We start from the raw sequence: 20930 nt of genomic DNA, 5'->3' as shown, positions 1-20930 counted from the left end.
CAGCTTGGAGAGACGGATGGCAGTGAACGAGCCCGCCGAACAGGGACAGGACCGGGGCGCGGTGCGTCTGCGCGGCGCCACGGCCGAGGACGCGCAGGCCGTCACGGAGGTCTTCCTGGCGTCGCGCGCCGCCGCGATGCCCTACCTCCCCCGGGTGCACAGCGACGAGGACACCCTCGCCTGGATCACGCACGTCGTCCTCCCCGACAGCACCGTGTGGGTCGCCGAGGACGAGCACGGCGAGCTGCTGGGCTTCGCCTCGCTGGAGGGGACCGAACTCGACCACCTCTACCTGCGGCCCGACGCCCTGCGCCGCGGCATCGGTTCGCGGCTGCTGGAGCTGGTCCGCGGGGCGAGCCCCGCGGAGCTGACACTGCACGTGTTCCAACGCAACACCGGCGCCCGCGCCTTCTACGAGCGACACGGATTCGTCGCCGTGGACTTCAACGACGGCAGCCGCAACGAGGAGAAGGAGCCGGACGCCACGTACCGCTGGACCGCCGGGGACTGACCATCCCCCGGCTTGACGGGTTGTTGTCGCGATTCGGACCACAGGTCCACACGGGGAAGAAGGAAGACACGTGCAGGGTGAAGCCGACCGGTCGACGGGGATTCCGCTGTCGTACGCACAGTTGGCCCTCTGGTTCAACGACCGGCTGCAGGACGGCGACGCGTCGTACCACATGCCGGTGGCCATGCGGCTCACCGGAATCGTCGACGTCGACGCCCTCCGGGCGGCGCTGGACGATGTGATCGGACGCCATGCCGCGCTGCGCACGGTCTTCCCCGAGCGGGACGGGACCCCGTACCAGCACGTGTTGGATCCGGCCGAGGTGGTCACGCCACTCACGGTGGCCGAGGCCGACGAGGAGGAGCTGCCGGAGTTGATCGCCGCCGCCTGCCGGGTCCTCTTCGACCTGACGGCGGACCCGCTGCTGCGCCTGCACGTCTTCGTGCTCGGTCCCCGGGAGCACGTGGTGCTGATGGTGCAACACCACATCGCCGGTGACGGATGGTCCATGGCTCCGCTGGCCCGCGACCTGAGCGCCGCGTATCTCGCGCGGAGCCAGGGCCGGGAGCCCGTCTGGGCTCCGCTCCAGGCGAGTTACGCCGACTACGCGCTCGAACAGCGCGAGTCGCTCGGCGACCTGGAGGACCCCGACAGCGGGATCAGTGGCCGGCTCGGCTACTGGAGCAAGGCCCTGGACGGCATCCCGGACTGCCTCGAACTGCCCACCGACCGCCCTCGGCCGGCGGTCAAGACCTTCGAGGGCGACTACTTCCCCTGGGAGATCTCCGCCGAGCTGCACCGTGAACTGCTGGCGCTGACGCGCACGTGTCGGGTGAGCCTGTTCATGCTGGTCCAGGCCGCGCTCGCCACGGTGCTGACCCGTTCCGGCTCCGGGACGGACATCCCGATCGCGAGTCCCACCGCCGGGCGGATGGACGAGCGTTACGACGACGTCGTCGGGTACTTCGTGAACCCGCTCGTGCTGCGCGTGGACACCTCGGGCGATCCGACCTTCCGGGAGCTGCTCAAGCGGGTCCGGCGGGTCGACCTCCAGGGCTTCTCCCACCAGGAGATGCCCATCGAGCGGTTGATCACCGCGCTCAACCCGCCGCGGTCGCTGGGCTGGCATCCCCTGTTCCAGGTGATGCTCGCCTTCCAGAACCTGCCCAAGGCCGAACTGGTCTTCCCCGGAGTGGACATCGAGTTCGTGGAGGCCGACCCGGGCGGCGCCCGGTTCGACCTGTCGTTCAACGTCATGGAACGCCGTGACGACGACGGCGGCCCGGGTGGGCTGACCTGTTTCGTCGAGTACAGCAGCGACCTCTTCGACCTGGCGGGCGCCGAGGCCCTGATGAGCCGGCTCACCCTGCTGCTGGAGGCGGTCGCCGGTGACCCCGATCAGCGGATCGGCTCCATCGACCTGTTGACCCCCGAGGACCGGGCCGCCCTGCCCGCCGCCTGGAACGGCCCCGCGCTCCCCTCGGGTGCGGGGGCTCCCCCGGACGTCACCTTCCACCGTGCCTTCGAGGAGCGCGCGGCGGCCGACCCCGACCGGATCGCGGTGGTCGCCGGCGCGACCCGGCTGACGTTCGCCGAGGTCAACGCGCGGGCCAACCGGCTGGCCCGGGAACTCGTGCGGCGCGGCGCCGGCCCCGAGCGGTACGTGGTGCTCATGGCGACCCGGGACGCCGACGTCCTCGTGAGCCTCCTCGCCATCCTGAAGTCCGGGGCCGCCTACGTGCCCGTCGCGGTGGACACGCCGGGGGAACGGCTCGCCGGGCTCCTCGACACCGTCCGACCCGTGTGCGTGATCGTGTCCGGGGCCTGCGTCGAGGCACCGTGGGACCATCCGGCGGCCTGTGCGATCGACGACCCGCTGGTGACCGCCGCGGTCGCCGCGCACCCGTCGCACGACCTGACGGACGCCGACCGCACCGGGCCCACGGGCCCCGGCGACGCCGCGTACGTCATCCACACCTCGGGCTCGACCGGCACCCCCAAGGGCGTCGTCGTCGAGCACCGATCGCTGACCAACCTGATGCGACACCACCGGGCCCGTCTGGTGCGCCCGGGGACCCCGGACGGCCTGGACGTCGCCCTGGTGGCCTCCCTGACCTTCGACACCTCGTGGGAGCCGCTGTTCTGGATGCTGGAGGGCCACCGGCTGCACCTGCTCTGCGACGAGGTCCGGCTCGACCCGGCGGCGCTGGTGGCGTACGTGCGGCGCGAGCGGGTGGCCTTCCTCGACCTCACCCCCACCTACGTGGCGCCGCTGATCGCCGCCGGGCTGCTGGACGGGGACGCGCACCGGCCCGAGGTCCTGATGCTCGGCGGCGAGGCCGTGGGGCCCGACCTGTGGACCCGGCTCGCGGCCGTGCCGGGCGTGGCCGTGCACAACTACTACGGACCGACGGAGACCACCGTCGACGCCCTGGCGTGCGCGCTGGGCGACAGCGCCACCCCGGTCATCGGCCGGCCCATCGACGGCGTGCGCGCCTACGTGCTGGACGAGTTCCTGCGCCCGGCCCCCGTCGGCGTCCGCGGTGAGCTGTACCTCGCCGGGGTGCAGGTGGCCCGCGGCTACCTCGGCCGTGCCGCGCTCACCGCGGAGCGGTTCGTGGCCGACCCGTACGGTCCGCCCGGTGCGCGGATGTACCGCACCGGGGACCTGGCGCGGTTGCGTCGCGACGGGCGGGTCGAGTACCTCGGTCGCGCGGACGAGCAGGTGAAGATCCGCGGCTTCCGGATCGAGCCGGGCGAGATCGAGGCGGTCCTGGAGCAGTACCCGGGCATCGTCCAGGCCGCCGTCGTGGTCCGGGGCGACTCCCCCGACGACCGGTTCCTGGCCGGCTACCTCGCGCTCGCCCCGGGCGCCGTCCCCGACCCGGCGGAGCTGCGCGCGCACCTCGCGCGGCGACTGCCCGACTACATGATCCCCGCGGCGTACTCCCACCTCGACGCGCTGCCGCTCACCAGCAGCGGCAAGCTGGACCGGGCGGCGCTGCCCGAGCCGGAGGTACGGATCTCCGAGGGTCCGGGGCGCGCCCCCGAGGGCCCCGCGGAGACCGCCCTGTGCGCGCTGTTCGCCGAGGTGCTGCGGATGCCCGAGGTCGGGCCCGACCAGGACTTCTTCACCCTGGGCGGCCACTCGCTGCTCGCGATGCGGCTGATCAGTCGCATCCGTACGGTGACCGGGGCCGACCTCACGGTCCGGTCGGTGTTCGAGGCCCGTACCCCGGCCGGCCTGGCCCGGCTCGTGGGGGCCGACGGGCCGGGGGGCGGCGAGCGTCGCCGTCCCGCGTTGCTGCCGGCGGAGCGCCCCGACCGGATCCCCCTGTCGTACGCGCAGCGCAGGCTCTGGTTCCTCCAGCGCCTGGACCGGGAGAGCCCGGCCTATCACATCCCGCTCCCCCTGCGGCTCGACGGGCCGATCGACATCGGGGCCCTGGCGGCCGCCCTCGGCGATGTCGTCGAACGGCACGAGTCGTTGCGCACGGTCTTCCCGGACGACGGCGGTGCGCCCCGGCAGCTGGTCCTCGACCCGCGCCGGCTGCCGCCGCTGCTCGACGTGCTGCCGCTGCGCCCGGACGACGCCGACGGCGCCGCGCTCGACGCGGTGCTGGCGGCGGCCGCCTCGGAGCCCTTCGACCTGGCCCACCGACCGCCGGTCCGGGCACGGGTGTTCAGGATCGCGCCCGAGCGGCACGTACTGCTGTTGACCATCCATCACATCGCCTGTGACGCCTGGTCCCTGGGGCCGCTCGCCCGCGACCTGGGCGCCGCGTACCGGGCCCGGCTGGCCTGTGGGGAGCCCGACCGCGGCACGCCGCTCGCGGTGCAGTACGCCGACTACACCCTGTGGCAGCACGCCCTGCTCGGGGACGACCAGGATCCGCGTTCCCTGGCCGCCGAGCAGTGGGCCCACTGGAGCGAGGCCCTGCGGGGGCTGCCGGAGGAGATCGCGCTGCCGGTGGACCGGCGTCGTACCGCCGCGACGGGACACGCGGGCGGGGTCGTGCCGCTGCGGGTCGACGCCTCGGTGCACCGCGCCCTGGTGGAGCTCGCCGGCGGTGAGGGCGCCAGTCTCTTCATGGCCGTCCAGGCGGGCCTCGCGGGCCTGTTGACCCGACTGGGAGCCGGTACCGACATCCCGCTGGGCACGCCGGTGGCCGGGCGGCTCGACGAGGGGCTGGGCGAACTCGTCGGGTTCTTCGTCAACACCCTGGTCCTGCGCACCCGCACCGAGGGCAACCCGACGTTCCGGGAGCTGCTGCGGCGGGTGCGGGAGACCGACCTCGCCGCGTACGCGCACCAGGACCTGCCCTTCGAACGGCTGGTGGACCTCGTCAACCCGGCGCGCTCGCCCGGCCGTCACCCGCTCTTCCAGGTCGCCCTGGTGATGAACCAGGCCGTGGAGACGTCCCTCGACATTCCGGGCGTCTCGACGCGGGGCATGCAAGTGGGCCTCGCCCCGGCCAAGTTCGACCTGACGTTCACGCTGGGCGCGGAGCCGGCGACGGACGGCACGGCGGGCGCGTTGGTCGGTTCCGTCGAGTACCGGGCCGACCTCTTCGACGAGTCCACCGCCGCCGCCCTCGCCGACCGGCTGGCCCGGCTGCTCACCGCCGTGGCGGCAGATCCGGACCTGCCGCTGAGCCGGGTCGGGCTGCTCGCCGACGAGGAGCGGACCCGGATCCTGGAGGAGTGGAACGACACCCGGCGGGAACTGCCGCCGACCACCCTCGCCGACGCGGTCGCCGAGCAGATCGCCCGGACGCCCGAGGCCACCGCCGTGGTCTTCGAGGGCGCCGCGGTGAGCTACGCCGAACTGGACGGCCGGGTGGACGCCCTCGCCCGGCGGCTGACGGCCGCCGGGGTCGGCCCCGGGAGCCGGGTCGCGGTGGCGTTGCCCCGCTCGGTCGAACTGGTCGCCGCCCTGTGCGCCGTCCACCGGGCGGGCGGCGCGCACGTGCCGCTCGATCCGGACTACCCGGCGGAGCGGCTGGCGTTCATGCTGGCCGACGCCCGGCCGGCCGCGCTCGTCGCGGCGGGGCGGACCGCCGACGCCCTGGGGGTGCCCGAGGGCCTCACCGTGGTGGACCCGTGGGCCGGGGCGACGGACGAGCCGGCCGGCGACGGGTCCGCCGTCCGCGAACCGGTCGGCCCGTCCCCCTCCGATCCCGCGTACGTGATCTACACCTCCGGCTCCACCGGGCGCCCCAAGGGGGTCGTCGTCCCGCACGAGGGCGTCGCCAATCGGCTGCGCTGGGGGCAGGAGGAGTACCGGCTGACGTCCGTCGACCGGGTGTTGCAGAAGACCCCGTCCAGCTTCGACGTGTCGGTCTGGGAGTTCTTCTGGCCGCTGACCACGGGTGCCACGCTGGTCGTCGCCAAGCCCGAGGGGCACCGTGATCCCGCCTACCTGTCCCGGCTGATCCGCGAGGAGCGGATCACCGTGGCGCAGTTCGTGCCCTCCATGCTGGACGCCTTCCTCCAGGATCCCGACGCCGGTCGCTGCCGGTCGCTGCGCCTGGTCGTCGCCAGTGGCGAGGCGCTGGGGTCGGCGACCGCGCGCCGGTTCCGTGAGGTGCTGCCCGACGTGCTGCTGGTGGACCTGTACGGCCCGACCGAGGCATCGATCGAGGTGACCGCGTGGGCCTGCGGCCCGGACGACGATCCGAGCCGGCCCGTGCCGATCGGCCGGCCGGTGTGGAACACCCGCGTCTACGTGCTGGACGCCGAACTCCAGCCGGTGCCGCCGGGGGTCACCGGTGACCTCTACCTGGCGGGCGTGCAGTTGGCCCGCGGCTACCTGGACCGGCCCGCGTTGACCGCCGAACGGTTCGTCGCGGACCCGCACGGCGCCCCCGGCACCCGCATGTACCGCACGGGTGACCTCGCGCGGCTGCGGGCCGACGGGGTCATCGAGTACCAGGGCCGGGTCGACGGACAGGTCAAGGTCCGTGGCTTCCGCATCGAGTTGGGGGAGATCGAGGCGGTGCTCCGCGAGCACCCGGCGGTCGGCTCCTGCGCCGTGGTCGTACGCGAGGACCCGCGCGCCGCGTCCCGCATCGTCGCCTACCTCGTGCCCGCCCCGGGCGGCGCGGCGCCGGGCGCCGAGGAGCTGCGCACGCATCTGCGGGGCAGGCTGCCCGAGCACATGGTGCCGACGGCGTACGTGCCCCTGGACGCGATCCCGGTGACGGCCAACGGCAAGCTGGACCGGGCCGCGCTGCCCGATCCGGCGGCGGTCGTCGGGGACTCGGCCGCCCGGGAGCCGCGGACCCCGCTGGAGAAGACCCTGACCACGCTCTTCGCCGATCTGCTCGACGTGCCCGTGGTCCGGCCCGACGACGACTTCTTCCTGCTGGGCGGTCACTCGTTGCTGATGGTGCGGCTGGCGGAGGGGATCCGGGCCGAGCTGGGCGTGGACCTGCCGATCCGGACCCTGTTCGACTGCCCCACCCCCCGGTTGATCGCCGAGCGGCTGTCGGGGATGACCGGCCTCTCGACCGGCCCGGCGTCCACGGCACCCGCGGCGATCGACCCGGTGACGGTGCCGGGTCCGCAGTTGCCCGCCGCCGCGCCGTCGGCCGACCAGGAGGCGGCGCTCCCGGCGTGGGAGCCGCTGCTGGCACTGCGGGCGCAGGGCTCGCGGCCCCCGCTGTTCTGCGTGCACCCGGTGGTGGGCGACGGGTTCGGGTACGCGGGGTTGCTGCGCGGCCTCGGCCCCGATCAGCCCGTGTACGCGTTGCAGGGCATCGGGCCGGCCGGCGGAGGGGAACGTCCCGCCGACATGGGCGCGCTCGCGGCGGAGTACGCGCGGCGCATCCGCGAGGTGCGGCCCAACGGCCCGTACCGGCTGCTGGGATGGTCGTTCGGCGGGGTGCTCGTGCACGAGATCGCGATCCAGCTGAAGGAGAGCGGCGAGAGCGTCGACCTGGTCGCGCTGATGGACAGTACGGCCCCCACGGCTGCCGATGTGCGGCAGGGAACGGTCACCGAGGGCGAGGTGCTGCTCCGCCTCCTCGACGCGGTGCGCGCGCCCCGTGAGCGCATGGAGGCGGCGGCCGACGGGAGGTGGACCCCGGACGCGGAGGAGTTGCTGAGGTTGCTCGCGCCCGCGCTGGGCGCGTCGGCGCCGCGTGACGCGGCCCAGTTGGCCGTGATGCTGGACACCTGCCGCTACCACGGCGAGCTGATGGCGCGCTGGTTCCCGAGGGTGCTCGACGGCGGGCTGTTGACGTTCACCGCCACCGCCGAGTTCGCCTACGACGGCCCCGGTGCCGGGGCGGGGCAGTCCGTGGCGGGTCCGCAGAGCTGGGTGAACCACGTCGTGGGACGCATCGAGGATCATCCGATCGACGCCCGGCACCTGGAGCTGGCCGATCCCGGCCCGATCGACGAGATCGGGCGGATCCTCGCCGCGGCGCTGGAGCGGAGGGAGGTCCGATGAGTACGACGGGACGCGGGGTGTTCGCCCCGGGGCACGAACGGTGCGCGGCGGTCCGCGAGGACCCCCGGCCCGGGGACCGGCCGTCCGGGGCCCTGGAGCGGGCCCGGACGGCCGGTGGCCGGAACTCGACCGCGCCTGCGCGCGGTGAACGACGGTCAGCCGTGGCCCGGGGCGTCCCGGTCGGCGGCCTCGGCGGCCAGTTCGGCGATCACCTCGGCGCGGTGCGTGTGCAGGAAGAAGTGGTCGCCGGGCAGGATCCGGTGGCGGAAGCGGGCGGCCGTCGTCGAACGCCAGCCGCTGATCCACTCCGGTCCGGCCAGTTTGTCGTCCGCGCCGCCCAGCGCCACGACGGGGCAGGGCAGGACGGTGGGGCGCACCCGTGTCGTGTAGTCGGCGAGCAGCGTCAGGTCGGCGCGGATCACCGGCAGCAGCAGGTCTACCAGGTCCTGATGCTCCAGCACTTCGGCGGGTGTGCCGCCGAGTTCGACGATCCCCTTCATCAGTCGGTCGTCGTTGAGGTCGTGGAGCGTCGCCACGGCCGGTGCGCCCGGGGGCCTGCCGCCGGAGACGATCACGGAGACCGGCAGGGGCAGTTCCTCGGCGGCGAGCCGGCGGGCCGTCTCGTAGGCGATCTGCGAGCCCATGCTGTGGCCGAAGAGCATGAACCGCTCGTCCGCCGGCCGGTGGGCGAGTACGTCGAGGAGTCCGTCGACGACCTGGTCCATGGAGCGCAACGGTTCCTCGGCGAGTCGGGTGCCTCGGCCGGGCAGCTCCACCGGAACGAACCGTAGGCCGGGCTGGTGTTGACCACGCGCCCAGGGCAGGTAGGAGCCGGCCGAACCTCCCGCGTGGGGCAGACAGTAGACACGGACCGGTCCGGCGGTGTCGTCCGGATCCGGCGCGGAGTCCCACGGCGTCCATCGGCTCCGGTCGGACCTGGGGGCGTTCAGATGGCCGATCACGGCGCACCGTCCTTCATGTTCGAGGTGATGTCGACAGGCTTGACGGCCCGTCTTCCGAGCTTATTGCCGGATGAGTTGGCAAGCCAGTGAGTGCGTTCTCACAATTTGCGAAGAAGATGCCTGGCGGTCTTGCGGAGGGACGGTGCCCCCCTGGTAGCGTGCGGGTCGGGGAATAAGGTTTCATGAAATTCATTCATGAACCAAGCTCATCTGGCAAAACAGCTTGACCTGCCGTTTTGTTGACTGGGCAGGTGTGAACGGGGACTATCGAAGTGTGTGGAATCGCGGGTATATTTTGCCTGGATCGGGCGAAAGCAGCCAGCGGGCAAATCGTTGGCGACATGGCCGCGTGCCTGACTCACCGCGGTCCGGATGACTCCGGATTTCACGTCCGTGAAGGAATTGCGCTCGGCTTTCGCAGATTGGCGCTGAACGACCTCGAACGAGGGAATCAGCCACATTCCTCGGAGGACGGAAACATCGTTTCCGTCTGCAATGGCGAAATCTACAATCACCGCGCATTGCGCTCCGTGCTGCACGCCCGCGGGCACCGTTTCCGCTCCGCGTGCGACACCGAGGTCCTGGTCCACCTGTACCGCGAGTACGGGGACGACCTGACCGCCCACCTCGACGGGCAGTTCGCCTTCGCGCTGCACGACGCGGTCGCCGGGAGGCTGTTGCTGGCGCGCGACCATGCCGGCATCGTGCCGCTCTTCTACACGGTCGTGGACGGCCTCCTCGTCTTCGGCTCGGAAATCAAGGCGATTCTGCGCCATCCCGCCGTACGTCCCGAGGTGGATCTGCGCGGCCTGGACCAGGTGATGACCCTGCCGGGCCTGGTCAGCCCGCGGACCATGTTCGAGGGGATCCACGCCCTGCGCCCCGGTGAACGGCTCGTCGCCGACTCCTCCGGCGTGCGCGTCGAACGGTACTGGGACCTGGACTTCCCGCAGGCGGGCGATCTGGAGCCGGTCCCGGCCGACGCCCTCGACGGGCGACTGGACGAAACCGCGCGGCACCTGGAGACGCTGCTGGAGGAATCGGTCGGCACCCGGCTCGCGGCCGACGTCCCGGTCGGCCTGTACCTGAGCGGCGGCCTGGACTCCAGCCTCATCGGCGCCTTCGCGGCCGCCGCGCGCCCCGGGCACCGTTGGCCCAGCTACTCCGCCGTCTTCCCCGACCACGACTTCGACGAGAGCCCGCACCAGCGGCTCGTCGCCGGCCGACTGGGCACCGATCACCACGAGGTGCCGATCCGACACACGGACCTGGCCCGGCGGTTCACCGCCATGGTCCGGCACAGCGAGACACCGGTCCGCGAGTCGTACAACGTCAGCTCCATGCTCCTCTCGGCGGCCGTGCGGGACGACGGCACGGTCGCCGTCCTGACCGGCGAGGGCGCCGACGAACTCTTCGGCGGCTACCCCGGATACCGTTTCGACGCCGCGGGCCTCGGCGGAAGCCGTCTCAGCGGCCTGGACGCCGAGTTGGAGCGGGAGATCCGGCACCGGATGTGGGGACTCGACATCGGGTACGAGCAGGACCAGCTGCCCGCCCACGAGTTCCGCCGCGACCTGTACGCCGACGATCTCGCCGACGCCTTCGACGGGTTCTCCGTCACCACGCAACGCCTCGTCGAGCCGGACATGCTGAGGGGACGTCACCCGCTGCACCAGCGGTCCTACCTGGACTTCCACCTGCGGCTCGCCGACCACCTGCTGGGTGACCACGGCGACCGGATGTCCCTCGCCAACAGCGTCGAGCTGCGGTTCCCGTTCCTGGGTCGCGCCGTGGTCGACCAGGCCACCGCGCTGCCGCCCGAGCTGCTGGTCGCCCACGGCCGGGAGAAGGCCGTCCTGCGCCGGGTGGCCCGGGGCCGGGTCCCGGACGAGGTCCTGGCGCGCCCCAAGTTCGGCTTCCGCGGCCAGACCAGCAGCCACCTCCTCGGGGGCGAGGCCGACTGGTTCGAGGAGCTGCTGTCACCGGCGGTCGTCCGCAAGCAGGGGTACTTCAACCCGGACACGGTCGCCGCTCTCGTGCGCCGCCAGCGCGACCAGAGCCGTCAGGTGCACGCGCACCTCGACACCGATTACCTGATGCTCGTCGCGACGTTCGCGCTTTTCGTCGAGGAGTTCGATCTGCCGTGTCTCGGATGACCCGCTCCACCTCCGACGACGGGGGTGGCTGTCCGCCCTCCCCCGCTCCGGGCCTCCCCTCCCATCCGCTCGTCGGCGTCGTCGGCGGCATGGGGCCGTTGGCCTCCACGGAACTGCTGCGGACCGTCTACCGGTCCTGCGCCGGGCAGGCCGAACAGGACACGCCCCGGATCCTGCTCTGGTCGGACCCTGCCGTGGTCGACCGCACCGAGGCCATCGGCCGGGGCGAACTGGGAACGCTGCTGAGAGCCGTGGAGACGGCGGTGCGCGCACTGGTCGGCGCCGGCGCCGAACGCGTCGTCATCGCCTGTGTGACCGCGCATCACGTACTGGACCACCTGCCGCCCGAACTCGCCAAGCGGTGCATCTCGCTGGTCGAGATCATCCACGAGGAACTGGCCCGCGCGGACGAGCCGCACCTGCTGCTCTGCACCCGCGGCACCGCCCAGGCGGGCATCCTCACCTCCGGCCCGCGCGCGGCCGAGTCCGCGCACCGGCTGGTGCTGCTGGATCCGGCCGACCAGGAGGCCCTCCACCGGGAGGTGTACCGGATCAAGCGCGGCGACGACCCCGCGGCGACGGTGGACTTCCTGCGCGCCGCCCTGTCGCGCTACGGCGTGAACGCGTACGTCGCCGCGTGCACCGAACTCCACCTGGTGACCCGGGCGATCGAGGAGTCGGGCCGAGCGGACGAATTCCCTGCCATCGACCCGCTGTCGGTCGTGGCGCGACGGATCACGAACGGAGAGCTGTGAGCCACACGAAGATCCTGGACCGCTGGGCCGGACAGGTGGAGGGTGACGGCCGGGCCCCGGCCGTCACCACCCCCGACCGCGTCTGGAGCCGTCGGGAACTCGCCGAGTTCGCGTCCGGTCTGCGGGCCGCCCTCGCGGCCGGCGAGGGACCTGCGCGCGGCGGCCCGGTGCTGGTGGCCTGCGCCGACCCCGTGGCCGTCATGGCGACCATCCTGGCCTGCGCCGCCGCCGGCAGGGCGTTCGCCCCGGTGGACGTGCGCCAGCCCGCCGCCCGCTGGACGGCGATCCTGGAGGACCTGGGACCCGACCACGTCGTCTGCGACGCCGCGGGGCGCGCCGCGCTCGAAGGCTGCGACACGGGCGAGGCCGTACGGATCGACGCCGAGGCGGTAGGCGCCGAGGCGCGGTCCGCGCGGGCGTGGCGCGTCGACGACTGGAGCGCCCTCGGCGTCCCCGACGGCGGGTACGTCTACTTCACCTCGGGCACCACCGGCCGCCCCAAGGGCATCCGGGGCAGCCTGACCGCCGTCGCCCACTTCCTGGACTGGGAGGCCGAGGAGCTGCGGGTCGGCCCCGGTACCCGGGTCTCCCTGCTCACCTCGCCCGGCTTCGACGCGTTCCTGCGCGACGCGCTGCTCCCGCTGTGCGTGGGCGGGACCGTCGAGGTGGCCGGATCCGGCGGGGTACCGGTCGGCGCCGCGCTCGCCGCGTGGTTGGAGGAGCGCGCCGTCGAGGTGTTGCACTGTGTGCCGACCGTCTTCCGCACCCTGCGGTCCGCCGGACTCACCGCGGGCTCGCTGCCCGGGCTGCGGGCCGTGCTGCTGGCCGGCGAGCCGGTGCGCGCCGCGGACGTCGCCTGGTGGCGCGGGCTGTTCGGTGACACCAAGGAACTCGTCAACCTGTACGGGCCGTCCGAGACGACCATGACGAAGGTGTTCCACCGGCTGACCGCCGAGGACGCCGTCGCCGAGACCGTGCCGGTGGGCCGCCCCATGCCGGGCGTGGAGATCCGCGTACTGCTCGCCGGGAAGCCCGTCACGGGCGCGATCGGCGAGGTGGAACTGCGGACCCCGTTCCCGCTCGGCGGATACCTCGACGGTTCCGCGGGCGGGTTCCGCGAGGGCGACCGCTTCCGTACCGGGGACCTGGGCAGACTGCGCGAGGACGGCGTCCTGGAGGTGCTCGGCCGGCGGGACCAGCAGGTGAAGGTCAACGGCGTGCGGATCGAGCTCGGCGAGGTCGAGGACGTGCTCCGTCGCCACCCCGGGGTGCGGGACGCCTGCGCGGCCGCCGTGGAGGAGCCGGGCGCCGAGGCCGTGCTCTGCGCGTACGTCGTCGCCGACGGGGTGACGGACGAGGACCTGCGGGCCCACACCGCCGCCGGTCTGGCCCCCGGGAGCCGGCCCTCGGTGTACGTACGGCTCGCCTCGGTGCCCCGCACCCTCAACGGCAAGACCGACCGCCGGGCCCTCCCGCTGCCTTCCGCCGCCTACGCGGGCGACTCCGGACAGGCTCCCCTGGACGGCCTGGAGAGCGAGATCGCGGCCATCTGGAGCGAGCTGCTGCACCTGCCCGGGATCGGCCGCGACGACGACTTCACGCTGCTCGGCGGCGACTCGCTGGCCATCGCCCGGCTGCTGGACCGGCTGCGCACCCGCTTCGCCGTGGACGTCCCCGTCGGCGCCTTCGTGAAGCGGCCCACCGTCTCCGGACTCGCCGCCGTGATCACCGACGGCCGCGACGGACACCCCGGCGCGGCAAGGAGCACCCGATGAGCCCCGCCGCCCCCCTGCCCGCGCGCCCGGATCGCCGTACGGCTCCGCTCTCGTACGCCCAGCGGGCCATCTGGCGGGCCGAGCAGGTACTGCCGGGCACCGCGCTGCACAACGAGACGGCGGCGTTCCGGCTGACCGGGCCGGTGGACGCCGACGCGCTGGAGCGCGCCCTGGCCGAACTCGCCGCCCGTCACGAGGTGATGCGCTGCGCCGTCGTCGCCGACGAGGACGGCGCGGCGGTACAGCGGTTCGAGGACCTCACGCGTCCGACCGTGGAGCGTGTCGATCTGAGCGGGCACCCCCGGGACGACCGTGAGCGGCTTCTCGACGAGCTCGTCGCCGGCGCGGCCGCCGTTCCGTTCGACCTGTCGGGGCGACCGCCGTTGATGCGCACCCACCTCTTCCGGTTGGGCGAGCGGGAGCACCTGTTGTTGTTCACCGCCCACCACATCGTGGTGGACGCCTGGGCGTTCGGGGTCTTCCTGGAGGAACTGGCGGACCGGTACGTGGTGGAGACGGGCGGCCCGGATGCCCCCGCGGAGGAACTCCCCCGGCCCACCGTGGACTTCGGCGACTACGCGGCCTGGCAGCGCACGGACCCGGACGCGGGTCGCGGCCTGGACCACTGGCGTGACCGGCTCGGGGGCGATCCGGAGCCGGTGCGACTGCCGTCGGACGGGCGGCGCGTCGGCGCCGCCGACGAGGAGCCGGGCACGGCGCGGGTGGCGGGAGCGCTGCACGGGTTCACCCTCCCCGCCGAGCTGGTCGCACGACTCTCGGCGCTCGGCCGCGCCGAGCTGACCAGTGTCTCGGCCGTCGTCCTCACGGCGTACTGCGTCGTCGTCCAGCGGTACGCGGGACAGGACGACCTCGTCGTCGGCATGCCCGTGGCCACCCGCAACCGTCCCGCGCTCGGCGGCATGATCGGCCCGCTGCTCAACGTGATGGCGCACCGGGTGGACCTGAGCGGCACGCCCACCTTCCGGGAGGCGCTGCACCGCACCCGGCAGGCCCTCAAGGCGGACCTCCGGCACCGGGACACCCCCTTCGACCTGGTGGTCGAGGATCTCGGCCCCGGGGCCGGCGCCGGTCGTACGCCCCTGTTCCAGCTGATGTACGCCTTCCACAGCGGCCCCACCACGACCCTGCGGCTGCCGGGTGTCGAGACCGCGCCGGCGCCGTCGCACAGCGGCACCGCCAAGTACGACCTGTCGCTGTTCCTGCGGCCCCGGCCGTCCGGCGACCTGGACGCCTCGCTGGAGTACCGCACCGCGCTGCTCGCCCCGGAGACCGTCGCCGGGTTCGCCGACGCGCTGTCGTGTCTGCTGGCCGCCGCCGCGGACGACCCGGGCCGGCCGATCGCCGAACTGCCGGTCACGACTGCGGAGGAGACCCGCAGGATCGTGCGGGACTTCAACACGAGCGACCCGTCGGCGCCGGCCTGGGGCGCCGTCCCCGAGGCGCTGCGCGCCCTCGCCCTGCGCGACGGGGACGCCCCCGCCGTGGGCTCCGTCGACGGGACCCTCACCCGGGCCGACGTGGCCGGCGCCGCCGACCGGGTGGCAGCCGTGCTCGCCGGCCGGTGCGGGGTACGGCCGGGCGACCGGGTCGCCCTGCGGGTCCGGCGCGGCGCCGAACTGATCCCGCTGATCGTCGGGTTGTGGCGGGCCGGCGCCGTGCTGGTGCCGCTCGACGCGGCGATGCCCGACGAGCGGGCGGCGTACGTGTGGAAGGACAGCGGCGCCCGGCTGTTGGTCACCGACGAACCGCTCGGCGCCGGCCTCTCGGACGCCGCCGGCGAGGGAACGCCCCGGCTCGACCCGCGCGAGCTCCTCGACGCCCCGGCGCCCGCCGCCGGGGACGTGCCGTACCCCGACGGTCCGGCCCCGGACGCGCTCGCCTACCTGATGTACACCTCGGGGTCCACCGGGACGCCCAAGGGTGTGGCGGTACCGCACGGCTGCGTGGCGAACCTCCTGCACAGCGTGGTGCGGGAGCCGGGCATCGAGGAGCACGACGTGCTCGTCGCCGTCACCTCGCTCACCTTCGACATCAGTGTCCTGGAACTGTTCGCCCCGCTGGTCGCGGGCGCCCGGGTGGTGGTCGCGCCGCGCGAGACGGTCCGCGACGCGGAGGCCCTGGGGACGTTGTTGGAGAAGTCCGGGGCCACGCTGATGCAGGCCACGCCGTCGCTGTGGCGGGGTCTGTTGGACGGCGGCTGGCCGGGCCGGGGCGGCCTTCGGGCGTTCAGCGGCGGCGAGGCCCTCGACGAGGTGCTGGCCGGGCGGCTCCTGGAGCGCTGCGCCGAGGTGTGGAACCTGTACGGACCCACCGAGACGACGATCTGGTCCACCGCCGGGCGCGTCCTGCCGGGCGAGCCGGTGACCGTGGGACGTCCCGTCGCCCGCACCGTCTGCCACGTCCTGGACACCGCCGGCCGGCCCGTGCCCGTCGGGGCCGTCGGCGAGCTGGTCATCGGCGGCGCGGGCGTGACGGACGGCTACTGGAACCGACCCGAGCTGACCTCGACCGTCTTCGTGCCGGACCCGGTCACCGCGACCGGCGGCACCGTGTACCGCACCGGTGACCTGGCCCGGTACCTGCCGGACGGCCGCCTGGTCGTACTGGGCCGGGTGGACCAGCAGGTCAAGATCCTCGGGCATCGCGTCGAACTCGGCGAGGTCGAAGCCCTGTTGGGCGCCCACGAGGACGTACGGCAGGTCGCCGTGGTCATCGACCGGGCGGGGGCGTCGGGCCCGCGCCTGATCGCGTTCGTCGTCCCGGCGCGGACCGGCGGGGTGTCGACCGAGGCGTTGCGCCGGCATCTGCGCGAGCGGCTGCCCGCGGCGGCGGTCCCGGCCGTGTTCGACGAGGTCGCCGAACTGCCGTTGAACACCAGCGGCAAGATCGACCGGCCCGCGTTGACCCGCACGGCGCGCACCCTGCGGTCCGGCACCGGGCGCACCGCCCCGGTCACCTCCGTCGAGCGCTCCGTCGTACGGCACTGGGCGGCGGTGCTGGGGCTCGACCCGGACGCGGTCGGAACCGACGACGACTTCCTCGCGGCGGGCGGCAACTCGATCGCCGCCGGTCGGCTGATCGGGCTGGTGCGCGCGGAGTTCGGGCAGGCCCCCTCGCTGGCCGCCTTCTACGCGGACCCGACGCCGGCCACCCTGGCCCGCTCGGCCGCCGGTGCGCCCGCCGGTCGGGACGCCGAGCCGGTGCCCGGTCCCGCCGCCGGGCCCGCGCGCGAACCCGGCGATCCGGTGCCGCTCACCGATCAGCAGCGGCAGCTGTGGCTGGCCCAACGGCTCGCCCCCGACTCGGCGGCCTACAACCTGGCGGGCGCGGTCCGACTGGACGCCGATGTCGACGCCGATGTCCTGGCGGCCGCGCTGCGCGACCTGGTGACCCGTCACCGCGTCCTGGCGGCCCGTGTCGGGTGGGAGGACGGGGGCCCCGTCCTGGTACCGCTGCCCGCCGACGCGGTACGGCTCGCCGTCGTCGATCTGCCCGGCTCCCCCGGCCCCGGCGAAGGAGCCGAGGACGCCGAGGCCGCGTGGGAGACGGTCGCCGCCGCGGAGGCGGCCCGTCCCTTCGACCTGGCGGCGGGACCACTGTTGCGCCTCATCCTGGTACGGGGACAGGGGCGTACGGAACTGCTGTGCGCCGCGCACCACATCGCTGTGGACGGCTGGTCCGTCTCCGTGGCCTTGCGCGAACTGGCCGCACTGTACGCGGTGCACGCCACCGACGCCGAGCGACTCCCGGCACCGGGCGCCGAGTTCATCGACTACGCCGCCGCGGCCGACGCCCCCGCCGGTCGTGCCGTGCGGGCCGGGCACCTGGCGTACTGGCGCGAACGGCTCGCCGGCCACCCCGGGGTGCTCGCCCTGCCCACCGACCCGCAGGCCCTCGCCGACGAGGCCCCCGGGGCCGGTCGCACCATGCCGGTGCGACTGTCCCCGGACGTCACCGCGCGGCTGCGCCGGACGGCCGCCCGGCTGCGGGTCACGCCGTTCACCGTGCTGCTCAGCGTGTTCGGCTCCCTGCTGGGCCGTTACGCGGCGTCCGACGACGTCGTCGTCGCCGTACCCGTCGCCAACCGCGAGGCGCCCGGACTGGAGGGTCTCGTCGGCAACCTGGTCAACACCCTGCCGGTGCGCGTGGACCTCTCCGGTACGCCGGGCTTCGCCGAACTCGCCTCCCGCACCGGTCGTCTGCTCGCCGCGGACCTGGACCGGCCGCTGGTCCCCTTCGACCGGCTCGTCGCCGAACTGGGCCTGGCGGGCGACCCGGGCCGGCCGGCGCTCGCCCAGGTCTCGCTGGTCTGGCAGGACGCGACGCCCGACCTGGTCCGACTGGGCGACGTCACCGGTGAGCTGCGACCGGTGCGGACCGCGACCGCGAAGTACGACCTGACGCTCGCCCTGGACGAGCACGCCGACCGGATCGACGGGGTCCTGGAGTACGCCGTCTCCCGCTTCGGCGAGGAGTCGGCGGCCCGGTTCGTCCGCCGGCTGGAGACCCTCCTGCACGCGGCGCTCGACGACCCCGACGCCGACCTGGACGACGTCGACCTGGGCCGGGGAGAGACCCCCTCGCCCCGCCCCGCGGCGGAACCGGGCGCGTACCGGGCCGCCCACCGCGTGCCGGTGCACGAGCTGTTCCGGGCCGTGGCGACCGAGCGTCCCGACGCCCCGGCCGTACGGTGCGCCGGAGTGGAGGTCACCTACGCGGAACTGGACCGTTGGAGCGACGACATCGCGGTCCGGCTGCTGGCGCGCGGCGCCGGCCCCGGCTCCTTCGTGTCGGTGCTGCTGCCCACCGGGCCCGCGCAGAGCGCCGCCGTCCTCGGCGTGGCCAAGACCGGCGCGGCGTTCGCGGTCCTCGACGGGGTCGGCCCCGAGCTGCGGCTGCGCGCCGTGCTCGCCGACGCGGACCCCGTCGCGCTGCTGGCCACCGAAGCCTCCCTGGCGGCGTACCCCGCGCTGTGGGACCGGGAGGCGGTGCGGTTCGGCGACGTCCCGGTGGAGTGGTGCGACACCCGGGCACCCGCCGCCGACAAGGCCGCGGCCCCCCGGCCGACGGCGCCGGCGACGACCGGTGAGGACGCGCTGTGCCTGGTGTACACCTCCGGTTCGACCGGTAGCCCCAAGGGCATCGTGCTGCCGCACGCGACGCTCGCCCAGTTCGCGCACTGGCAGGGGGCCCGCTTCTCGGTGCGGCCCGGGAGCCGTGTCGCGCAGTGGGCGCCGTTCACCTACGACGCCGCCTACACCGAGGTGTTCGCGGCCCTGTGCCACGGTGCGACGCTGTGCGTGCCGCCCGACGGGACCCGCCACGACCCGGTGGCGCTGGCCGGCTGGCTGCGCGCCGAACGGATCACGCAGATCCAGACGGTGCCCGGTTTCCTCACCGTGCTGACCGAGGCGTTGGACCGTGCCGGCGAGGGACTGCCGGACCTGGAGCACCTGCTGCTCGCGGGTGAGGCGCTGCCCCCGTCCCTGGCCGCGGCCTGGGCGCAGCGGCCCGACCGGCCGGCCCTGCACAACCTGTACGGGCCGACCGAGTGCGTGTTGGCCACGCACCGGGAGCTGAAGGCCGGTGAGGCGTTCCCGCACTCGGTGCCGATCGGCGTGCCGATCCCGGGCCGGGAAGCGCTGGTCCTGGACCACCGGGGCCGGCCCTGCCCGGTCGGGGTCGTGGGCGAGATCCACCTGCGCAGCGACCTGCTGGCCGGCTCGTACCGCAACAGGCCCGAGGAGAGCGCCAAGGCGTACGTCCCCGACCCGTGGCGGCCCGGCGGGACCCTGTACCGCACCGGAGACCTGGGCCGCTTCCTGCCGAACGGCGAACTCGCCTTCACCGGCCGCACCGGCAGCCTCGTGAAGATCCGCGGCAACCGGGTGGAACTGGAGGAGATCGAGGCGCTGTTGGAGTCCCACCCGGCCGTACGGGAGGCCGCCGCGGCCCTCCACGACCGGGCGGGCGCGCCCCGCCTGATCGGGTACGCCGTGGTGGCGGAGGGGGTGAGCGCCGCCGAACTGCGGGCCCACCTCGCCGAGCGGCTGCCGGCCGCGGTGGTCCCGGAGACCGTGGTGCTGCTGGACGCGCTGCCCCGTACCCGCACCAACAAGCGCGACCGCGCCCGGCTCCCCGTACCGGCGGCGACGGCGGTCGGTACCGGCGGGCCGCCGTCGGCCGGCGCCGAGCAGGTGGTCGCCGACGCCTGGCGGCGGGTGCTCGGCGGTGACTCCTTCGGGCGGCACACCAACTTCTTCGAGGCGGGCGGCGATTCGCTGCTCGCCGCCCGCCTCCAGATGGAGCTGGGCGAGCGGCTCGGCCGGGAGATCCGTCTGGTCGACGTGTTCGCCCGTCCCACCGTCGCCGGGTTCGTCGCCGGACTGGGCGAGGAAGCGGGCGCCGCGGCGGCGGCCGGCTCCGACGAGGCCGCCTCGCGCGGCGAGCGGCGCCGGGCCGCCCTGCGGTCGCGCCGCAGGTGACACGCCTGCCCGAGTGACACGCGTACCCAACAGAGCAGAAGACGAGAGAGGTTGACATGGACGTCGCTGACGTGATGGCGGAGCTGCGCAACGCGGTCGGTTCCGGAGGGCTGGAGCGCGTCGAGGAGTGCCTGCGCATCCTCGTGGGCGAGCAGGCCCCGGAGTACCTGCACGAGGACCAGGAGCCGACCCGGCTGTTCTTCCCCGGCATCAGCGCCCTTCCGTGGCACGACGCCGCGGCCCAGCCCTGGACGGCCGGGATGGAGGCCTCGTACGAGTCGATCAAGGCGGAGTTCCTGGCGCTCCGTTCGGAGCAGGCCCGGTTCGCCCCGTACGAGGACATGTACACGAAGGAACTGGGCTGGCAGGGCTGGGACACCTACCAGCTCTACCGCAACGGCACCTGGCGGGACGAGGTCCTCGAACGCTGTCCCGAGACCGTCAAGGCCGTGGAGTCGACCCCTCACGGGCCGCGCGACGGCATGTTCACCATCCTCAACCCGGGCGTCCACATCACCCCGCACACGGGCGGGGTCAACCTGCTGCTCACCGCCCACCTCCCGCTGATCGTCCCGGACGGCTGTGTGATCACGGTCGGCGACGACGAGCGGGGCTGGGAGGAGGGCAAGGTCATCCTCTTCGACGACAGCTTCATCCACGAGGCGGAGAACCGCGGCACGCAGCAGCGCGCGGTCCTGCTCTGGGACGTGTGGCACCCGGAGCTCACCGAGGCCGAGGTGCGGGCGCTGGAGTTCCTCATGCCCCGGTTCCAGAGCTACCTGATGGCGGTCTGACACCGGCCGATCCCG

8 protein-coding genes are annotated in these 20930 nt (G+C 73.9%); 7 read left to right on the top strand and 1 reads right to left on the bottom strand.

What is annotated here, in order from left to right:
• Window positions 1-16 precede the first annotated feature (16 nt).
• Both OHA84_RS30465 and OHA84_RS30460 read left to right on the top strand, forming a co-directional pair.
• Window positions 17-511 (top strand): GNAT family N-acetyltransferase, encoded by a 495-nt coding sequence (locus OHA84_RS30465; RefSeq protein WP_266968769.1) that lies wholly within the window; start codon window positions 17-19, stop codon window positions 509-511.
• A gap of 70 nt (window positions 512-581) precedes the next feature.
• Window positions 582-7967, top strand: coding sequence for a non-ribosomal peptide synthetase (locus tag OHA84_RS30460; protein ID WP_266968771.1), 7386 nt, complete (start codon window positions 582-584; stop codon window positions 7965-7967).
• Window positions 7968-8122: 155 nt separating this feature from the next.
• Here OHA84_RS30460 and OHA84_RS30455 read toward each other — a convergent pair whose 3' ends face one another.
• On the bottom strand, window positions 8123-8929 hold the full coding sequence (locus OHA84_RS30455; RefSeq protein WP_053678326.1) for a thioesterase II family protein: 807 nt from the start codon (window positions 8927-8929) through the stop codon (window positions 8123-8125).
• Window positions 8930-9201: 272 nt separating this feature from the next.
• On the opposite strand from OHA84_RS30455, the gene asnB reads away from it, so the two are divergent.
• Genes asnB through OHA84_RS30430 form a run of 5 tightly spaced genes read left to right on the top strand, consistent with a single transcriptional unit; the run spans window position 9202 to window position 20915 of the window.
• A complete protein-coding gene (asnB, locus tag OHA84_RS30450) occupies window positions 9202-11085 on the top strand; it encodes an asparagine synthase (glutamine-hydrolyzing) (protein ID WP_266952372.1) in 1884 nt (627 codons plus the stop codon).
• Window positions 11082-11840 carry an aspartate/glutamate racemase family protein gene (locus OHA84_RS30445; RefSeq protein WP_266952371.1) on the top strand — a complete coding sequence of 253 codons (759 nt, stop codon included), beginning with the start codon at window positions 11082-11084 and terminating at the stop codon, window positions 11838-11840. The genes asnB and OHA84_RS30445 overlap by 4 nt, the downstream gene beginning before the upstream one ends.
• Window positions 11837-13615, top strand: coding sequence for a non-ribosomal peptide synthetase (locus tag OHA84_RS30440; protein ID WP_266968775.1), 1779 nt, complete (start codon window positions 11837-11839; stop codon window positions 13613-13615). The genes OHA84_RS30445 and OHA84_RS30440 overlap by 4 nt, the downstream gene beginning before the upstream one ends.
• Window positions 13612-20121 (top strand): non-ribosomal peptide synthetase, encoded by a 6510-nt coding sequence (locus OHA84_RS30435; RefSeq protein WP_266968777.1) that lies wholly within the window; start codon window positions 13612-13614, stop codon window positions 20119-20121. The genes OHA84_RS30440 and OHA84_RS30435 overlap by 4 nt, the downstream gene beginning before the upstream one ends.
• A gap of 56 nt (window positions 20122-20177) precedes the next feature.
• The gene (locus tag OHA84_RS30430) at window positions 20178-20915 is read left to right on the top strand and encodes an aspartyl/asparaginyl beta-hydroxylase domain-containing protein (RefSeq protein WP_053678348.1); all 738 of its coding nucleotides are present in this window, start codon (window positions 20178-20180) and stop codon (window positions 20913-20915) included.
• Window positions 20916-20930 lie beyond the last annotated feature (15 nt).

This window comes from Streptomyces sp. NBC_00513, assembly GCF_041431415.1.
GTDB lineage: Bacteria > Actinomycetota > Actinomycetes > Streptomycetales > Streptomycetaceae > Streptomyces.
Note: the sequence above shows the minus strand (reverse complement) of the source record. Positions and strands in the feature narration are given on the sequence as shown.

What these genes read in the sequence shown, in the direction of transcription:
- OHA84_RS30430 (WP_053678348.1), top strand. Translation starts at nt 20,178, where the DNA reads ATGGACGTCGCTGACGTGATGGCGGAGCTGCGCAACGCGGTCGGTTCC.
- OHA84_RS30435 (WP_266968777.1), top strand. Translation starts at nt 13,612, where the DNA reads ATGAGCCCCGCCGCCCCCCTGCCCGCGCGCCCGGATCGCCGTACGGCT.
- OHA84_RS30465 (WP_266968769.1), top strand. Translation starts at nt 17, where the DNA reads ATGGCAGTGAACGAGCCCGCCGAACAGGGACAGGACCGGGGCGCGGTG.
- OHA84_RS30445 (WP_266952371.1), top strand. Translation starts at nt 11,082, where the DNA reads ATGACCCGCTCCACCTCCGACGACGGGGGTGGCTGTCCGCCCTCCCCC.